We start from the raw sequence: 17732 nt of genomic DNA, 5'->3' as shown, positions 1-17732 counted from the left end.
TCCCGTATATCTTCCATCTTCTGGCGTCTCACCAAAAGCTGATCATTTAATTCGTCCAGATGGGACATTTCTTTCACTCCTTCATGTTTATCCGCTTCACAGGATAGCATGCACCTATTGTACACAATTTGGGCCGCCCCGACACGTTTTCTTGGTCGATAAACCTAAAAGAGCTGTCACAACGATGCGACAGCTCGAATTTTCCCTATCAAACTGCACTAAAATCGGCCACTCCCTGTCCACGCTAGGCCATTTCAATAGCGAATGCGTTCGATCAATGGCCTTTACAAGAGAGTTTCACTCAAAAAAGAAGTGACTTCATCGATTTTCTTCCACAGACGCACGCCATTCGTTTGAACCGCTTTTCCCGAAATAGCAAGCTCAGGCGCTATTTCAAAAAGGGGCACAAGAACAAAGGCCCGCTCCTGCATACGCGGATGGGGGATAATTAGGTTCTCCGATTCAATATTTTCGTTATTATAAAGCAATATGTCAAGGTCGATGGTCCGGGGTCCCCAACGGATCAGCCGTTTCCGTCCCTGGTCATACTCAATCTGCTGGCATACATTCAACAGAGCATAAGGGTCCAGGTCCGTCTGAAGTTCCACGGCCATATTCAAAAAGTCCGCCTGGCCGATATAGCCGATCGGCTCTGTTTCATAAATGGACGACACCGCCGTCACTTCAATCCCCTCCTGGGAATGAAGGGCCTTTACACTCTCCTGCAAGTGGCGGAGCCGATCGCCGATGTTCGAGCCGATTGAAAGATAAGCGACGTTCACGTAAACCGCCCCCTTGTGATTTCAACTGCTACAGAAGCATAATGCCCATGGATCGGCGGATCGGGCTTGACGAGCAGGACACGGACGCCGAGCACTTGCTCCCCGAAACTGTTCAGAATCCGATCCGCCAGCTCTTCCGCGACGGACTCGATCAGCTTGAGCGGTTCTCCTTCTACAACAGATTTGCATACACTGTACACTTCCGCATAATTCACCGTCTTCTCCAACGCATCCGTCTTTCCGGCTTCCGATAAATCGAGCGCCAGCGTCACGGATGCCCTAAAACGCTGCCCGAGCTTTGTCTCTTCGGGCAAGACGCCATGATATCCGAAAAACTGCATTTCATTCAAATGAATATAATCCACATCGTCACTCCTCTCCCACGAACGCCGTTTTCCCTGTCAGGACATCCATCATCTTCACCATCCGAGAAATTTCTTTCACGTCATGAACGCGCACCATGTGGCAACCACGCTCCATCCCATAACAGACCGTCGCCCCCGTGCCTTCCATCCGTTCATCCACCGGCAGGCCCAGCACATTGCCGATCATCCGTTTCCGGGAAGTGGCAAGCAGGAGGGGGTAACCCATGTCGGAAATCTGCTGTAGCCCTTGCATGACAATTATATTCTGGGCGGTGTCCTTGGCGAAGCCGATGCCTGGATCGAGCCAGATATCGTCCTTTGGCACACCCGCTTCCAGCGCAATCGACACACTATCCTCCAAGTCGGCAAGAACCTCCTCCATTATAGGACCATCGTAAACGGCTTCCTTGCGATTGTGCATGAGGATGATAGGCACTCCGTATTTCGCCGCAACTTGAGCAGTTGCCGGATCATGCTTGGCCCCCCAAATGTCGTTGATAATATGGGCGCCCGCTTGGACAGCCGCCTCGGCCACATCCGATTTATATGTATCAATCGATACGGCGCAATCCAGTTTGCGAGTCAGCGCCTCGATGACCGGGGTAATCCGTTCAATCTCCTCACCCGACGAAATCGGAACATGGCCGGGACGGGTGGATTCACCCCCGACGTCGATGATCTTGGCACCTTCCCGGACCATTATCTCCGCCCGTTGCAAGGCCGTATCAATCGTATTAAAACGTCCGCCATCCGAGAACGAGTCCGGCGTGACATTCAAAATTCCCATCACGACGGTCTCATTCCGGAAATCCAATTCGGCTTTGCCGAATCGATAGACGTCCCGAGCATTCGCTAACTCCATTCCAGTCCACTCTCTTTCATTTCATCTATTGCTTGCACGTAGGCGTCATGCAGTCTTTTATAATAAACCCCCGACACTCCGGGAAATGGAATCCCCCCCACGGAAGACAACGGCACAATTTCCTGGACAGCATTGGAGACGAACACTTCATCCGCAGCCTCCACCGTCACTTTCGGATAAAACCCTTCATTCACTCGAATATCCGAAACTTCCGCCAATCGCAGCAGAAATGCCCGCGTCGTTCCTGGCAAGATTCCCGTTTCGATAGCGGGCGTGAATAGTTCTCCGCCTTTCATCCAGAAGACGTTGGACGTGACACCTTCCGCCACATGCCCGTCCGCCGTCAGGAAAAGCCCCTCTTGATCCTTCAAGGATGGGAGCTCCAGTCGGCCCCTGACATTGTTCAAGAAATTATGCGATTTTTGCCGGATATCACTTTCCGGCCGATTACGCGGAGTCTCGAGCCAAACACCTTGTTTCTCCGTTCCGCGCACTGCGGGAGAGAGTGCTTTACGAAACAGGATGACATTCGGAGTCTCATAGGCACTCGGAGCCAGCCCGATATCATGCACGCCCGCCGAGACATTCAGCCGGAAGTAGCCATCCCCATCGCCCGCATCCCGATCGAGCCGCCGTACTGCATCCAATATCTCTCGGTCTCCGTAAGGCATCGAAATTCGGAATTCAGTAAGCGCAGCACGCAATCGTTCCATATGCTCCCGGAATAAAAATACATGTTCCTCGTAGGTCCGAAACGTTTCGAAAAAACCGACTCCGTAGAGGAAGCCATGATCGAACGGGGAAATGGTCAACTCCGCAGCCTCTTGATATTCACCATTCATCCAACATAACATGAATGCCTTATCCCTCCTCCGTTATCCGGTTCAGTGATTCCGCCATTTCCTTCGCCTGCCAAAGGGCTTTTGCCTTATTCAACGATTCGATGTACTCCGCTTCCGGGACAGACTCCGCCACGAGACCCGCGCCTGCCTGGATATGAGCGATGCCGTCTTTGATATAAGCGGTCCGGATGACGATATTCAGTTCCGCATCCCCATTGAAATCAAACCAGCCGATCGAGCCGGTGTAAAGCCCTCTCCGCGTCGGCTCCAATTCCTCGATGATTTCCATTGTCCGAAGTTTCGGATCGCCTGTGATGGATCCGCCAGGGAAGATTCCTTGGATGATTTCCGCGTTCGACAACCCTTCCGCGGCCGTTCCCCTGACATTCGAGACGAGGTGCATGACGTGGGAATATTTTTCGATGACCATGAATTCATCCGTCTCGACGGTGCCAGGCATACAGACGCCTTCGAAATCTTTCATTTCCAGGTCGACGAGCATTTTATGTTCACTTTTCTCTTTTTCATTCGACAAGAGTTCCGCCTGCAATGCGGCGTCTTCCTTCTCATCTTGCCCTCTCCGTCTCGTCCCGCCAATCGGCCGGGTGCTCAATTCATCGCCGCGCTTTTTCAAAAGGAGTTCAGGAGAGCCCGAGACGACCGCGAATTCCGGGGCGCCGAGGGAGGCCATGTAAGGCGATGGATTCAAGGCTCGGAGCGCTTCGTACATATCAAGTGGAGCGACCGCCGACGCTTGTGATTGGCGAACGGTCAAATTCACTTGAATGACGTCGCCTTGCGCAATATAATGCTGGACGTCGCGCACCATTTGCTCGAATTCGGGGCCTGTTACGGAGACATCGACTTGTTCCGGCATTTTATAGTCCGCCGACACATTCTCCCATTTCGGCTTTTGAGTCGCGGAGGCCGCATCCAACCACTGGGCCGCTACGGCAGAAGGGGCTTCTTGACAATCCGGAAGCGTCATGAAATATGCAGTCTCCGTTGCAATATCAAACACCGCCCACCGGTCGAATAAATAAAAATACAGATCCGGCGTTCCGAGGTCATCCTGTGCCAGATCCGGCAAAGTTTCATAGCGGCGCACATAATCATAGCTGATAAAACCAAGCACTCCGCCTTGGAAAGCCGGCAGTTCCGGCACGCGCTCCATCTCAAAATCCTGTACGAATTCCGTCAGCAGGTGGAGAGGATCGCCCTCCCGGATTTCACTCCGGCCGTCGCGCCATTCCATTCGGAGCCGGTCCCCTTCCATTGCCTGTAGCGTGACAAGCGGATCAATTCCCGCAATGCACATCTCGCCACCCCGCCCGCTTTCCAGAAGAATATGCTTTTCATCCCCCTGCGCCAATTTCTTATAAGCTTGGAAAAATTGCTCCTTCGTCATTTTCGTCGTGGTATAGCCCGGTTTCTGTCCTTGCATGTTCCGTTCCCCCTGGTTCATTCATAGTCCTTCTATCTTACCGTGGCAGAAGGCGATTACGCTACTCCGAAACCGGAGGCCGCCCGGATTTTTCCTTCCGCTCTGCTTTGGGCTCGGGTGCGGGGGAAGGAATTTTTGGGGGCATGCCAGTCCCGCCGCCCCATGACAGTTTCAACACCTCACGCCATTCCCAGCGATACCGGTTTATGCACCAACCCAAGAACAAAAGCGCAGGGCGCTTGCTCAGAGGCGACAGGCATAAGACGAAGATGCGGCGTGGCGCTTTTTGCCACAGAGCAGCTTTGGCTTATGACCCCGAGCCTCTAGCGCCCGGAGCTGGACGTAAACAAACCTAATTTTGAAGGTTATCCACATGCCCGAATTTTATAATTTCCTAAGTAATAAAAAAGAAGGAGCAATTAGACTCCTTCTTTCGCAAATCCCTTATTCGTCAAATTGATAGAGCGGGGTGCTCAAGTAGCGTTCTCCGTTCGATGGGAGGATGGCAACGACTTTTTTGCCTTTACCCAGTTCTTTTGCCACTTTCAATGCCGCAAAGATGGCTGCGCCCGAAGAAACGCCTCCCAGGATTCCCTCTTCGCGCGCTGCACGTCTTGCTATTTCGTATGATTCGTCGTTGGACACTTGGATGATTTCATCATAGATCTCGGTATCCAATACTTTCGGAATGAACCCGGCGCCGATCCCTTGGATTTTATGAGGACCTGGTTTGCCGCCCGAAAGGACCGGGGAATCCGTCGGCTCGACCGCCACAATTTTCACTTCCGGGAAGCGTTCTTTCAATACGCTGCCTGCCCCTGTAATCGTTCCACCAGTACCGATGCCAGAAATAAAAGCATCGACACGGTCCAACGCATCGGCGATTTCCGGACCAGTTGTCAAACGGTGGACTTCCGGATTTGCCTCATTGTTGAATTGTTGTGGCACAAACCAGCCATTCTCTTTCGCCAGTTCTTCCGCTTTTGCAATGGCACCTTTCATTCCTTCCGACCCCGGTGTCAAAACAAGGTCCGCCCCGTACGCACGAAGCAAATTGCGGCGCTCCAAGCTCATCGTATCCGGCATGACGAGAACAGCCTTATATCCTTTCGCCGCGGCAATCATCGCTAAACCGATTCCCGTATTTCCGCTAGTCGGCTCGATCAATGTGCCGCCCTCTTTCAATTCTCCCGATTTCTCAGCAGCTTCAATCATGGCAAGCGCAATACGGTCTTTGACGCTGGAGCCCGGGTTGAAGTATTCCAATTTCAAGTATACTTCCGCGTCTTCCGGCCCTGTCAAACGGTTCAACTTCACGAGCGGTGTCTTTCCAACTAAATCTACAATCGAATTTCCGACTCTACTCATTCCTATCCTCTCCCAATCCCTACTATATTAATATGTTTTATTGTACTACTGAATTGTGACTTTTGTCAATGAGGATACCTCTGAAATTTACCCTAATTTTCTAACAAAATATCTTGATAAGCAAAAAAGCTGCCCGCAGACAGCTTTTTCTTTATTTCCCATAAAACCATTCCGCGTCGAATTCTTTCCAGAACATCTCTGGACTAACGGACTGGGACAATTGTTCCAAGGCCAATTCACGCTTAATCTGATCTTTGACTTCGTTCAGTTTGAAGGAGCGCCCTTCCACCACTTCATTGACAAGAACAATTGCATATGTACCGTCTTTCAATTGGATGACATCACTCGGTTTCCCGACCTTGCCCCCGACAGCCGCCTCCACTATCGCCTGGTCGATGGCATTTGTCGAATCGTTGATATAACCGACATCCCCACCAAGGCTTGCCGAGGCTGCATCGATGGACCGCTCTTTGGCGAGGACCGCAAAATTCGATCCATCCGCCAACTCTTCGGCGGCCTGTTCTGCCTCTTCCTTACTCGGCAAGACGATCATGGAAGTACGATAGGAAGTCTCAATATGATAGAGGCTCGTATTGGTATCATAGTAATCTTCGATCTCCTGATCGTGGATGATGACATCATTGGTCAATACCTTTTCCAATATCAAATTGGAACGGACTTTTTGGCGCATCTTTTCAGCGTCCAGGCCGGAGTACGATTGACCTCCGACGGAAGCGATCAATGCAAGCTCCGTATCAATTTCTTGATCGGTCACCTTGATGCCATACCGCTTGGCCGCCGCTTCCATAACCCGTCCATTGACCAGGTCCAATAACGTTTCACGGCCCACTTCCTCTTCCATAGCTGTCAGCCACTCCTCCCGCATGATCGGCTCCCCCGCAACCGTCGCCACGACTTCATCCGAATTCTTAGGCTTGTCGGGAATCAACCAGCCGATGAACCAGAGGACATTGAAAGCAAACAGGATACCGATCAAAATGAGGAGCGGCTTGGTCTTCAATCTTCGTTTCGGGGGAACTTCCTTAGGATTGTGACCGTATTTCATCGATAAAACCTTCTAGTTCATCTTTTGAATACGTATACGTCTCCAGGCAGAAATGGCAATGTGCCTCCGCTTTTTCGTCCTCTTCAATCATTTCCCGAATTTCTTTTTCACCCAACCCGATAATGGCATTCCCGAATCGTTCCTTCGAGCAATTGCATGAGAACTTTACATCCAAACGATCCAAGACGGTCACTTGTTCCGTCCCTAGGACCTCACCGAGGATTTCTTCCGGCGTCAAGCCCCGGTCGATCTGTTTTGAAATCGGATCTACACTGGCGATCTTTTCTTCCAACAGACTGATTGTTTCGTCAGTAGCCCCTGGCATTACTTGGATAATAAAACCGCCTGCCGCCTTCACTGTATTATCCGGATTGACAAGCACCCCAAGCCCCACAGCGGAAGGAACCTGCTCGGAAACGACAAAATACTGCGTGAAGTCCTCGGCAATTTCCCCCGAAACGAGCGGAACTTGACCGGTAAAGAAATCACGCAGACCGAGATCTTTTACGACCGTCAACATTCCCTCTGTTCCGACAGCACGTCGAACATCCAATTTCCCTTGGTCGTTCAACTCAAAATGGACATGGGGGTTCGTGGCATAGCCTCGTACTTCGCCATTGGCATTGGCATCGACTATCATCGCACCGATCGGCCCGTTCCCTTCGACTTTTATCGTCAGCTTGTCGTTTCCTTTCGCCATGGCACCCATCATGGCCGCCGCCGTCATCGTCCGGCCGAGTGCTGCAGTTGCAGTGGGCCACATAGTATGCCGACGCTGCACCTCGGCCACCATATCGGTCGATCGGACGGCATAGGCCCGGATCGTCCCTTCATATGCAACGGCTTTCACTAAGTAATCACTCATTGTTCAATCTCTCCTTCACTCGGGGAAGTTCTCGTTCACTCATATTTCGTTCATAAATCAAATGAAGCCCTTTCAACGTCAGGAAATTATCAACAACATCGATGACATCCGTTTCGCTTGCTATCAAATCGGCAAGTCCCCCGGTTGCAATGACGGTCGGTTCCACTTTACTTTGTGCTTTCATCCGGGCAACAATACCTTCGACTTGGCCTACGTAGCCATAGACGATGCCCGCCTGCATGGCGGCTACCGTATTCTTTCCTATGACATGTTCCGGCCGGGTCAATTCAATACGCGGCAGCTTGGATGCCCGGTCAAATAGGGCTTCCATGGAGATGCCGATTCCCGGGGCAATGGCGCCACCCATGTATTCGCCGCGTTCATTCACATAACAATAGGTCGTGGCAGTTCCGAAATCGACGATGATGAGCGGGTCACCGTAATCATGGATAGCGGCTACGGCGTTTACAATCCGGTCTGCTCCGACCTCACGTGGATTCTCATACTTGATGTTCAAACCGGTCTTCATGCCCGGTCCGACAATGAGCGGTTTTTGGTTGAAGTATTTTCGGCACATCTGCTCCAGCGGGAACATGACAGGCGGGACGACGGATGAAATGATGATGCCGTTAATATCATCAAAAGAAAGACCGACATGCGTGAAGAGAGACTTCACTTGCATGGCATACTCGTCTTCCGTCTTATGCCTATATGTTTCCATTCGCCAATGGTATTTCAACTCTTCTTGTTCATATACCCCAAGGACAATATTCGTATTACCGGTATCTAACACTAAGATCATAATGGTTTCCTCGCTTATTCCGACTTTTTTCCACCACATCATACCATAAATCCGACTCAGGTTCCGACTTATGCGAATGGGAAATTTCATACTATGAAGACTAATAGAAAAATAGCCGACCGCTTCGAAAGAAACAGTCGGCTATCATTCATCGTTCAGTCCCTACGTTCTTCGTCGATCGGTCTCAGTGGACGGTCGCCACTGTTTTCTTTCGGCAAGTCGCCGATAGAAGGATCCGTAGGTGCGCCCGTGACATCCGGGATCGCGGAGTCTTGTTCGTTGTCTGTAACGGCGATAGCATCTTTGTCCTTGCCATTCCGTTCATATGGTCGATCCGGCAATGTGCCGTGGTCTTTCAAGTGATTGATCTGCTCGGCATCAAGAGTTTCCACTTCAAGAAGTGTAGTCGCGATCAAGTCAAGCAGATCCCGTTTTTCCGTCAGAATCTGTCTCGTCCGCTCATACTGCTCTTTAATGATGCGTTGCATTTCTTGGTCAATTTCATAAGCAATGGATTCAGAATAATTTTGCTCGGAGTTGAAATCCCTGCCCAAAAAAACTTGGCCTTGGGACTGGCCGAACTGCATCGGTCCGAGCTTATCGCTCATTCCGTATTCCGTCACCATGGATCGGGCAATACCTGTGGCGCGCTGGAAATCATTATGTGCCCCGGTCGACACTTCACCAAGGACGATTTCTTCCGCTACACGGCCACCGAGGAGCCCTGCAATTTTATCCAAAAGCTCCGGCTTCGTCATGAAGTAACGGTCCTCTTTCGGCAGCATGACGGCATATCCGCCCGCTTGGCCGCGTGGGACAATGGTTACCTTGTGGACGATTTCCGCATCGTCGAGCATCAAGCCGACGACAACATGGCCTGCTTCGTGGAATGCGACAATATTCCGTTCTTTTTCCGAAATGACACGGCTCGTTTTCGCCGGTCCCGCAATGACACGGTCTGTCGCCTCGTCAATGTCGGCCATATCGATTTTATCCTTGCCGCGGCGTGCTGCCACGAGCGCAGCTTCGTTCAGCAAGTTCTCCAGATCCGCACCGGAAAAACCTGGCGTCCGTTGAGCAAGTGCCTTCAAGTTGACTGAATCATCGAGAGGCTTATTGCGTGCGTGCACGCGCAAAACAGCTTCCCGTCCTTTGACATCCGGTCTTCCGACAGTGATCTGCCGGTCAAAACGGCCGGGACGCAATAGGGCTGGATCCAAAATATCCGGTCGGTTTGTTGCTGCCACGATGATGATGCCTTCATTTTCCCCGAAGCCGTCCATTTCGACGAGCAACTGGTTCAATGTCTGTTCCCGCTCATCATGTCCGCCGCCGAGGCCTGCACCCCGTTGACGGCCAACCGCGTCGATTTCGTCAATGAATATGATACAAGGTGCATTCTTTTTCGCGTTTTCAAAGAGGTCACGTACTCGGGAAGCCCCGACCCCAACGAACATTTCCACGAAATCGGAACCCGAGATCGAGAAGAATGGCACGCCTGCCTCACCCGCAACTGCACGGGCCAATAACGTCTTACCGGTACCCGGAGGTCCGACGAGCAAAATCCCTTTTGGAATCCGTGCGCCGACTTCCGCAAACTTCCGCGAATCTTTCAGGAAATCAACGACTTCCACAAGCTCCGCCTTTTCTTCATCCGCTCCTGCAACATCTGTAAAACGGACTTTTTTCCGATCATCCGTATGAAGCTTCGCCTTGCTTTTCCCGAAGTTCATGACACGGCCACCGCCACCGCCTTGCGCCTGATTTAACAGGAAGAAGAAAAGGATGAAAATGATAATAAACGGGACAAGACCAGTAAAGAAAGAAACCCAAGCACTTGTTTCAGGTGCTTTTTTTACATCAATTTCCATTTTACGGGCAAGTTCATGAATATTACTTAGCAGCTGATCATCATTCTGCGCAATATTCGTTACGAATTCCTCGCCTTTCTCGTAACCCTTCATTTCCCCTCTAACTTCATATACAAGCTGATTTGGTTGGAGTGTCAAGGAGGTTACTTCCCCATCTTGCAGAGCTAAGATGAATTCACTGGTAGTAATCTCTTTCAACTTCGGATTTGTACTGTTTAAAGAACTGAATATTCCCATGATTGCCAGGAATATCAATCCATATAATAGAAAGTAACGAAATATCCGATTCATCCCAAGCCTCCTCACTCAGTAAAAGAAAACTATTGTAAATCTTAACATAGGTTGGTTTCAATCTCCAAAGGAAATGCCTTAGATAAAGAGTATTCCCTCGGCAACGCCAAAAAGGCTATTCGGGCAATCTCTTAGAAAGAATAGATTTCCTTTTTCAATACGCCGATATAAGGCAAGTTCCTGTATTTTTCCGCGTAGTCCAAACCATACCCTACGACGAAGGCATCCGGGACGATGAAGCCAACATAATCAGCTTTCAGATCGACCTTACGCCCGGTCGGTTTATCCAGCAAAGTTACAATTTTAATGGAGTTGGCCTTCCGATATTTCAACAGGTCAACGAGATAGCTTAATGTTTTTCCGCTGTCGATAATGTCCTCGATAATAAGGACATCCCGTCCTTCTACGCTGGTGTTCAAGTCTTTGATGATTTTCACTTCACCTGAGGAGACGGTCGCGTTGCCATAACTGGACACGTCCATGAAATCCAATTCGATGTAAGCGTCAATCTTCTTCATCAGATCGCTCATGAAAGGCAATGCACCTTTCAACACACCGATGGCAAGCGGAAACTTATCTTGGTATTCTTCGGTTAAAACGGCACCGAGCTCATTAATTTTTCCTTCTATTTCTTCTTCCGTAATCAGTACTTCTTCGATATCTTTTGCCAACATCGAAATCCACCCTCTTCCACTAATTCTCTAGGAGTTTATCTTCTGCAAGTGCAGTTCGTCTCTTCATTGCAAATATGTATGGCTGGCCGGTCCTCCTCTTCGAGAAAGCCGTGCCGTATCGCACTCCTGGTACAGCACATACATCCCCTTGGGCGGTAACAATTACGGGCAAACGATCGCGTTCCGTCCTTGCGATCTTTTCGTCGATGAACAGCCTCGATAGCCGCTTCGGATTCGGCATCCCTTCCAATAGGATCCGGTCGCCGTCCTCCCTTGTCCGTGCGAAAAGCGGAAAAGCCGCATCGGGGAGAGTGAAATACATGATTTCGGTTCCATCCTCCAGCATGTCTTCCTCTACTTTGTGTGCATCATCCCAAAGAAGCTCGAGCCCATTTGTCCATGGAGTCCAAACGCCTTTCTCCAATCGTTTTTGAGTTGTCGGTTCATCGGCAATTCGTCTTTGAATGAAAAACAATTTGCCATATTCCCTTACAAAACGAAATCCTTCCGGCAGGTCAACCGTGACATTTCCTTGTTGCGAAGAAACATGACGCAGCAGTTGTTCAGTTAGCGCGTCACGGTATTCCACCGATAAACGCCGACCATCATAAAGATAATTCAATAGTAGAGGAATCGCCCTCCTTTGTAAAGCGGCGGGCATGCTGAAAAAGGCATTGTCTTCAATGAAAGGGAGTGCGTTTTCATCAAATTGTACGAATTGGCCAACCCGCTCCTCGGCAAGCTGCCAAAGCAACTCATTATCCTCTTGCAATCTGTTGGAAATCCGGACGGCATTCACAGCCGCCGATGCATTTTCCTCCAAGATGAAGGGCAGTAGCTGATGACGGATGCGGTTCCGCATGTAGTCGTCGCTTTCATTGCTTGGGTCTTCTCGATACGGTAATCCATTCTCCGCAACATACGCCTTAATTTCCGCTTTGGTAACCGGGAAGAACGGACGGATCAGCCTGCCGATGACCATTTCCCGTTCTGCCGGCATGCCGAGCGGCGGATTCCCTTTGGTCATCTGCATCAACATCGTTTCCAGCTGATCATCGGCATGATGGGCCGTCACCAAGCTGGCGAAATCATCCTTTTGCATAATTTCTTCAAATAAAGCATATCTTCCAATACGGCATACCGCTTGGACATTGCCCCCCTTTTCTGCAAGTATGTCGGGGACAGGCACACTTCTGCCGTAAAACGGAATGCTGTACCTCTTGCATAAGCGGTTCACCAGCACACCGTCCTCGGCAGACTCCTCCCCTCTTAACATATGATCCACATGAACAGCCGCGACATCGATCCCCCACCTTTTTCGGCGGCTCGCCATAAAATGGAGAACCGCAACGGAATCGATGCCCCCTGAACAAGCGATCAACAAACGATCCCCTCGTTTCACAAGTCCATTTTTCTCAATGAAACGTAAAACGGTCCGTTCGAATCCTCCCAAAGCTTCACCATCCCTCCAACTCTTTCACTTCTCTCTATCCTATCATCTTTTCCCGGGAAATAACCGGTGAATTCGGTCTGAATCCAGTCCATTTCGGAAGGGAATGGTCCACCCTCATGACGAGCACCGTCCGGTCATCCCCTATCGCCCTGAACCTGCGCTCCATTTCATTCATAATCCGGTCGGCGATCTTATCACAATCCGAATGTCCGTATCTTTCAAGTGTGCTGTATATTGCCTTCTCTTGTATTTCCAATGAAATCTCGCCATTTAACAGACCATCCGTCATCATGATAATCAAGTCACCCGATTTCACTTCTTCATTTTTTGCCTCCACTGAAAATGATGGTAAAAAGCCGACCGGGACCGATTTACTGTCCAATCTGATAAAGTCTTCCCCTCTTTTGATATACGTACTCATGGATCCGGCCTTCCAGGACCACAGACGGCCTTCCTGCAAGTCGACCAAAGCGAGATCCAGCGTGGCGTACATATCGTCCAACCCATTCAGCGCCATCATATAATGCAGCGTGTGCATTGCCGTTTCAGGGTTCATCTTCCGATTTAAGCACTCACGCATCAACCGGATCACTTTTCTGCTCTCCCGGTAGGCATTCAAGTCCTGTCCCATTCCATCCGACAGCAGAACAGCCGTCAAACCGTCATGGATTGGAAAAACTTCATAAGCGTCCCCCGCTTGGAAGGACCCACTTCCCGACGCCGCTGCAATCCCGTATTCCAATGAAAAACGAACAGCGGAACCGAATGTCAATTGTAAATGAGGGAACGGATGCTGCTGGACAGACGACTTGACGACTTGGAACGGTTCATTATACTGCTCCTCCAATACCGGCAGCACCAATCGTTCCGCCACGGTCGTATCCGTTTCGAAATCGGATCGCTTTTCCGGGATACAGATGACAATCCGGCGGGCCCCCCTCTCACCTGACAGAATATCGATCTGGAAAAATTCGATGTTCCTTTCTTTCAGCGACTTGGCAATCTCCTCCTCATCCGGTTTGTAGACGGAAATGTCCTCTTTGATTTCATTCATCATCTTCTCTAGATGAGCGCTCATATCCCTCAGTTGGAGGGCCAACATCTTACGGCCATGCTGAAGCTGGCCGTTCAAAAGACGGCTGGCAGACTGCTCCTCCAGCTCCGCGACGAGCCCCGTGAAGCGGATGCATTTATAACGTATCTTTTCTTCCACTTTATGGCGCGCCGCCTTCTTCGTCACAGAATACGTCGCCTCCCATGCCTGAAATAAGCGCGGCATCTCTTCATCCTGTCCTTCCCAGCATTTCGAATAGCGGAAACAGGATTGACAGATGGAGGGAACCGCTCGTACGGCCGCTGCATCCGTCGAGGAGAATCGGTCTTTGACGAGCGTGGACATGAACTCCGCAAATTGCTGGAAGTCCGCTAACTGTTCATCCAAGCGCTCGGCCAGCCACTTTTGCCGCTTCTCCGAAACTTCCTGTTGTTCCGGAAACAGCGCATGACGGAGCGGCTCCACCTTTTTGGTAGGAATCAATAGAAATAATACCGAAGCCACTCCGATCGATACAAAATAGGAAGTATCCAATGGCAGTGTCAAATCATAAAGGAGAAAGAACACCGACACGAATAGGCCCGACATGGCAATACCCATCTTGCCGAAGCGCCTTAAAGCACCCGCGAGGAAGCCGGTCATGCCATACACAGCCATCATCCCGGTGAAGGATAACTCTGCTATGCCAATGATAGCTGCAATGATCATCGCGACCGTCGTCGAAAACGGAATTCCGCCCGCCAGAGCCGCGAGCAAAATCGTCAAATGGATCAGAGTACTTGCAATTGATACATGGCCGATCATCACCCCGCTCATCCCGGTCGCCGCCATCGCACCGATAATACAGGCCGCACTCAAACGTTCCGGCGTCCATTTTTCAAAATAAAGGCGGTCGATCGGGGGAAAGGCGACAAACAGGAAAAAGGTCATGAATAAGGCAAGCACCGCTTCGTATCCGATGGCCAGCTGGACCATGACCGGCGGCTGCCCTGCATGCATGATGAACTGCCATACGACTTGAACGACGATTAGACAACCCGCAACGGTGATGGGAACGGATTTCCGTGTGAATGGGTATTTGATGACTGCATTGAATAGAATAAGTTGCAAAAGGTGGAGGACCGCTTGTCCAAGTCCAAGGAAAGCGCTTCCGGCCATACCGCCGATAAAGACCCAAATCAAATGTCTTCGGAAACGTGCCTTCGCCAATGCCCACACCGGAAGGAAGAACGGAACAGCCGCATCAAACAAGACCGCTTGCGATAAAAAGAAGGAACCGAGCAAAAATAAGAGTGAGATGAATAGATACATTTTACGTTTTCCGATTGCCTCGATATACATACGGATGGACTGCCCAGCTGAATGTTCCACATTGCTCATCATTTTCATATCCCATTTCCCCCTATGTTCACTTTTCATTGAGTATACATAGAAGGACGACAAGAAATTGTCTGTTCCTGGCGGGTGGCCAAAAAAATGTTTCGACGTGTTCCGGGACTGTTTTTCTTTTTTCCTAAGCGGGTTGACACATGCGGGGTTCCCATGTATTATGAGTATTGTTGCAAGCAAGGCGGCGTAGCTCAGCTGGCTAGAGCGTCCGGTTCATACCCGTAAGGTCGGGGGTTCGACTCCCTCCGCCGCCATATTGAAAAGAGAAAATTGGATAAAAGAAAAAGCAGCTTTGCACTGAAAAGGCTGCTTTTTTTCATGAGCTTTTCTTGTCGATTTGCTACCGTTTCTAGATTTCCTGCTCGAAGGGATAGCCATGAATCGCCATAAAAGCGTAAGCATAGTCCAGTTCGACGGCGTCTCACTTCTTAAGCCATCTTAGCGCCGGCCGACTAAGCGTTGCTTGTCCTAGGCACTCGGAGCCTGGCCGTAAGTGTTTGTAATTCCCTGAGACAAAAAAATCCCGCGCCCCTCATTATGAGGCGGGGATTGCAATGTCATTTTTTCCGAATTGAAACAGCCAGCAAGTTATCCTCTTCTTGCTCCGCGTCCACCACGTTTGGACTCCGTCGCTCTCTTGAGAGTGGAGAGGCGTTCTTCACTATCTTTCATGAACTTTGCCATTTTCTGTTCAAAATTTTCTGGACGATCATTCATTGGCCGGCCGCCTTGACGAGGACGATGCGGGCGCTGAGGACGTTGTGGGCGTTCGGATTCAGGCTGTGCTTTACGAATCGACAGACCGATTTTGCCATCTGTTCCGACATTCATCACTTTCACTTCAACCATGTCGCCTACTTTTAAATGATCATTGATGTCCTTGACATAATTGTCCGCTACTTCACTAATATGGACCAAGCCTGTCGAACCGTTCGGTAGCTCAACAAATGCTCCGAAGTTTGTGATTCCTGTTACTTTACCCTCTAACTTGCTGCCTACTTCAATTGACATAAAAAAAATGCTCCTCCTTAAATTTTAAGCGGGCCTCGCACTGGAAGCCGTGCAACCGTATTGACGGGTCCTGCTAAGTGCAAGATTCCTACTCTTATTATAGCCAACAAAAAAAGAGTGTCAATAAGACTACTCTTTTCCTTCCATATTTCCATCCTTTTTTTGGTGCTTTTCTGGGATGGAGAATATGATTTCATTCCGGTCTGACAAGAAATATTCTTTCCTCGCCAACTTTGCAATATATTCATCATCGTCCAATTTCACAAGCTGCTTTTCCAATAATTCCTGCTCTGCTTGCACTTCTTGCAATTGGACAGTCAACTCGGCCTTTTGCTGCTCTTTATCAGCCAAGACCTGTTTCTGTTTGAAATGGGTGTGGATCAATGCACCGAAAAAGATTGCCGAAATGATGCCAAGTATTGCCAGCCTGCGAAACAATCGGACTTTCCGCGCCGCCTTACGTTGCTGTTGTTTTTGGAGATTGCGGACGTATTCGGTTTGAATCGATGCCACTGTTGCACGCGACGATCGTTCCTCCATGTCTTGCACATCCTCTCTTCACATCATCCGATCAGTATTCCATAAAGTATACATCAGTCTTCCTTCGTTTTAAAGAGTTTTCTACGAAGGGCATGATAGAGCCGGATGAACGGTGTGAAGAGAAGGATGATCAGCCTCATGAAAATTCGGATGATCCGCCGTACGATGGAGATGATGATGCGCAAGACAAGCAATATGGGCCTCACTACAACTAGCAGTATGATGCGCCCGACCAATCGGAACGGCTTATGGAAAATACTCGCGTACAAAAGCAATCCACAAATCTGGGCAATCGGATCATACATCCGCCAGGCCCCGTCCCTGACGAGGAACAAGACATAGAATGACCCGCAACCGACCACAATCCATCCGCCCGCTTCAAACCAGATGGCGTGCCTCCGGATAAATGACCGTTTTCCCATATTCGCCGTCGCGGTTTGAATCAAATCGATGAGTGCTCCGCCTGCCACACCTGTCCCGATCATCGCCAGGAGACTAAGAAACTGGACGGAGAGGCTCATCCAAATAATTTATGGAGGAAATTCCGTGATCCTGATTCTTCTTCATCGTATTGGATGGTCGATACCGTCCCTTCCAATGTGAGAAGCCCCTTATCGACATCGAGATGGACGATGCGCAGTTCCTCCCCGCGTATTTGCAGCATGCCTTGCGATGTCCGAATGAGGAATTCTTCTTGATCGAACCGGTCGATTGATTTGACTGAAGTGAGGTCCATTCTTTTTCTGTTGCGCATTGTGACTACATGATCACCTGATGGGATTGTATACGTAGGGCTGTCCGTCTGGATTTGCATATGCTTCCTCCTTTGCTTGTACGTTCACAGCCATCTTATGCCGTGTGGCTTGAAAAGATGACAGGAACATTCACGTTGCAATAGGAGAGCACGGCCGTTCTTTGCAGGCTTGCCGGTGGCGCTGATAACTCTACCGGAAGACTGATATCTTGGCAAAACTGCTAATAACTCTACCGAACGGCTGATACTTCTTCACAACCGCTGATAACTTTCCCGGAGAGCTGATATCTCGGCGCAAC

The 17732-nt window shown here is 49.9% G+C and carries 18 protein-coding genes and 1 tRNA gene (1 of these 19 only partly in view); 1 reads left to right on the top strand and 18 read right to left on the bottom strand.

The genetic code is table 11. The annotated features are described in order from the left end of the window. From lysS to OXB_RS05405, 14 genes are all read right to left on the bottom strand, one after another. On the bottom strand, positions 1–68 hold the beginning of the coding sequence (lysS, locus tag OXB_RS05470) for a lysine--tRNA ligase (RefSeq protein WP_041072524.1). Its footprint begins 1423 nt before the window's first position; 68 of the gene's 1491 nt are visible here — the first part of the coding sequence; it begins with the start codon at positions 66–68; its stop codon lies beyond the left edge, outside the window. A gap of 216 nt (positions 69–284) precedes the next feature. Then, on the bottom strand, positions 285–782 hold the full coding sequence (folK, locus tag OXB_RS05465) for a 2-amino-4-hydroxy-6-hydroxymethyldihydropteridine diphosphokinase (protein ID WP_041072522.1): 498 nt from the start codon (positions 780–782) through the stop codon (positions 285–287). Next, on the bottom strand, positions 779–1147 hold the full coding sequence (folB, locus tag OXB_RS05460) for a dihydroneopterin aldolase (RefSeq protein WP_041072520.1): 369 nt from the start codon (positions 1145–1147) through the stop codon (positions 779–781). The genes folK and folB overlap by 4 nt, the downstream gene beginning before the upstream one ends. 4 nt (positions 1148–1151) lie before the next feature. Next, a complete protein-coding gene (folP, locus tag OXB_RS05455) occupies positions 1152–2009 on the bottom strand; it encodes a dihydropteroate synthase (protein WP_041072518.1) in 858 nt (285 codons plus the stop codon). After that, the gene (gene pabC, locus OXB_RS05450; protein ID WP_041072516.1) at positions 2000–2863 is read right to left on the bottom strand and encodes an aminodeoxychorismate lyase; all 864 of its coding nucleotides are present in this window, start codon (positions 2861–2863) and stop codon (positions 2000–2002) included. The genes folP and pabC overlap by 10 nt, the downstream gene beginning before the upstream one ends. Positions 2864–2870: 7 nt before the next feature. After that, positions 2871–4295, bottom strand: a complete 1425-nt coding sequence (locus OXB_RS05445) for an anthranilate synthase component I family protein (RefSeq protein ID WP_144399652.1) — start codon at positions 4293–4295, stop codon at positions 2871–2873. Between the two features lie 444 nt (positions 4296–4739). Beyond that, entirely contained in the window at positions 4740–5663 is a 924-nt protein-coding gene (cysK, locus tag OXB_RS05440; RefSeq protein WP_041072515.1) for a cysteine synthase A, read from the bottom strand. 151 nt (positions 5664–5814) lie between these two features. After that, on the bottom strand, positions 5815–6729 hold the full coding sequence (locus OXB_RS05435; RefSeq protein ID WP_041072514.1) for a peptidyl-prolyl cis-trans isomerase: 915 nt from the start codon (positions 6727–6729) through the stop codon (positions 5815–5817). Further along, entirely contained in the window at positions 6707–7594 is an 888-nt protein-coding gene (gene hslO, locus OXB_RS05430) for an Hsp33 family molecular chaperone HslO (RefSeq protein ID WP_041072513.1), read from the bottom strand. Before hslO ends, OXB_RS05435 begins: the two co-directional genes overlap by 23 nt. Beyond that, positions 7587–8396 carry a type III pantothenate kinase gene (locus tag OXB_RS05425; protein WP_173425996.1) on the bottom strand — a complete coding sequence of 270 codons (810 nt, stop codon included), beginning with the start codon at positions 8394–8396 and terminating at the stop codon, positions 7587–7589. Before OXB_RS05425 ends, hslO begins: the two co-directional genes overlap by 8 nt. A 155-nt stretch (positions 8397–8551) precedes the next feature. Beyond that, positions 8552–10558, bottom strand: coding sequence for an ATP-dependent zinc metalloprotease FtsH (ftsH, locus tag OXB_RS05420; RefSeq protein WP_041072510.1), 2007 nt, complete (start codon positions 10556–10558; stop codon positions 8552–8554). 131 nt (positions 10559–10689) lie between these two features. After that, positions 10690–11232, bottom strand: coding sequence for a hypoxanthine phosphoribosyltransferase (hpt, locus tag OXB_RS05415; protein ID WP_041072508.1), 543 nt, complete (start codon positions 11230–11232; stop codon positions 10690–10692). 19 nt (positions 11233–11251) lie between these two features. Then, positions 11252–12685 (bottom strand): tRNA lysidine(34) synthetase TilS, encoded by a 1434-nt coding sequence (gene tilS / locus OXB_RS05410; RefSeq protein ID WP_052483879.1) that lies wholly within the window; start codon positions 12683–12685, stop codon positions 11252–11254. 34 nt (positions 12686–12719) lie between these two features. Next, positions 12720–15128 (bottom strand): SpoIIE family protein phosphatase, encoded by a 2409-nt coding sequence (locus OXB_RS05405; protein ID WP_052483878.1) that lies wholly within the window; start codon positions 15126–15128, stop codon positions 12720–12722. A 180-nt stretch (positions 15129–15308) separates the two neighbouring features. On the opposite strand from OXB_RS05405, the gene OXB_RS05400 reads away from it, so the two are divergent. Continuing rightward, positions 15309–15382: transfer RNA gene (locus tag OXB_RS05400), tRNA-Met, on the top strand. Between the two features lie 334 nt (positions 15383–15716). Here the strand turns inward: OXB_RS05400 and OXB_RS05395 are convergent. The 4 genes from OXB_RS05395 to yabP all read right to left on the bottom strand — a co-directional run bounded on the left by OXB_RS05395 (position 15717) and on the right by yabP (position 17493). Continuing rightward, a complete protein-coding gene (locus OXB_RS05395; protein WP_041072506.1) occupies positions 15717–16139 on the bottom strand; it encodes a S1 domain-containing RNA-binding protein in 423 nt (140 codons plus the stop codon). 129 nt (positions 16140–16268) lie between these two features. Continuing rightward, a complete protein-coding gene (locus tag OXB_RS05390) occupies positions 16269–16679 on the bottom strand; it encodes an FtsB family cell division protein (protein WP_041072504.1) in 411 nt (136 codons plus the stop codon). Between the two features lie 53 nt (positions 16680–16732). Then, the gene (gene yabQ, locus OXB_RS05385) at positions 16733–17200 is read right to left on the bottom strand and encodes a spore cortex biosynthesis protein YabQ (RefSeq protein WP_331711247.1); all 468 of its coding nucleotides are present in this window, start codon (positions 17198–17200) and stop codon (positions 16733–16735) included. After that, on the bottom strand, positions 17197–17493 hold the full coding sequence (gene yabP, locus OXB_RS05380) for a sporulation protein YabP (RefSeq protein ID WP_041072500.1): 297 nt from the start codon (positions 17491–17493) through the stop codon (positions 17197–17199). The genes yabQ and yabP overlap by 4 nt, the downstream gene beginning before the upstream one ends. Positions 17494–17732: the final 239 nt, after the last annotated feature.

This window comes from Bacillus sp. OxB-1, assembly GCF_000829195.1.
Taxonomy (GTDB): domain Bacteria; phylum Bacillota; class Bacilli; order Bacillales_A; family Planococcaceae; genus Sporosarcina.
This window is presented reverse-complemented; position numbering and strand designations above follow the sequence as displayed.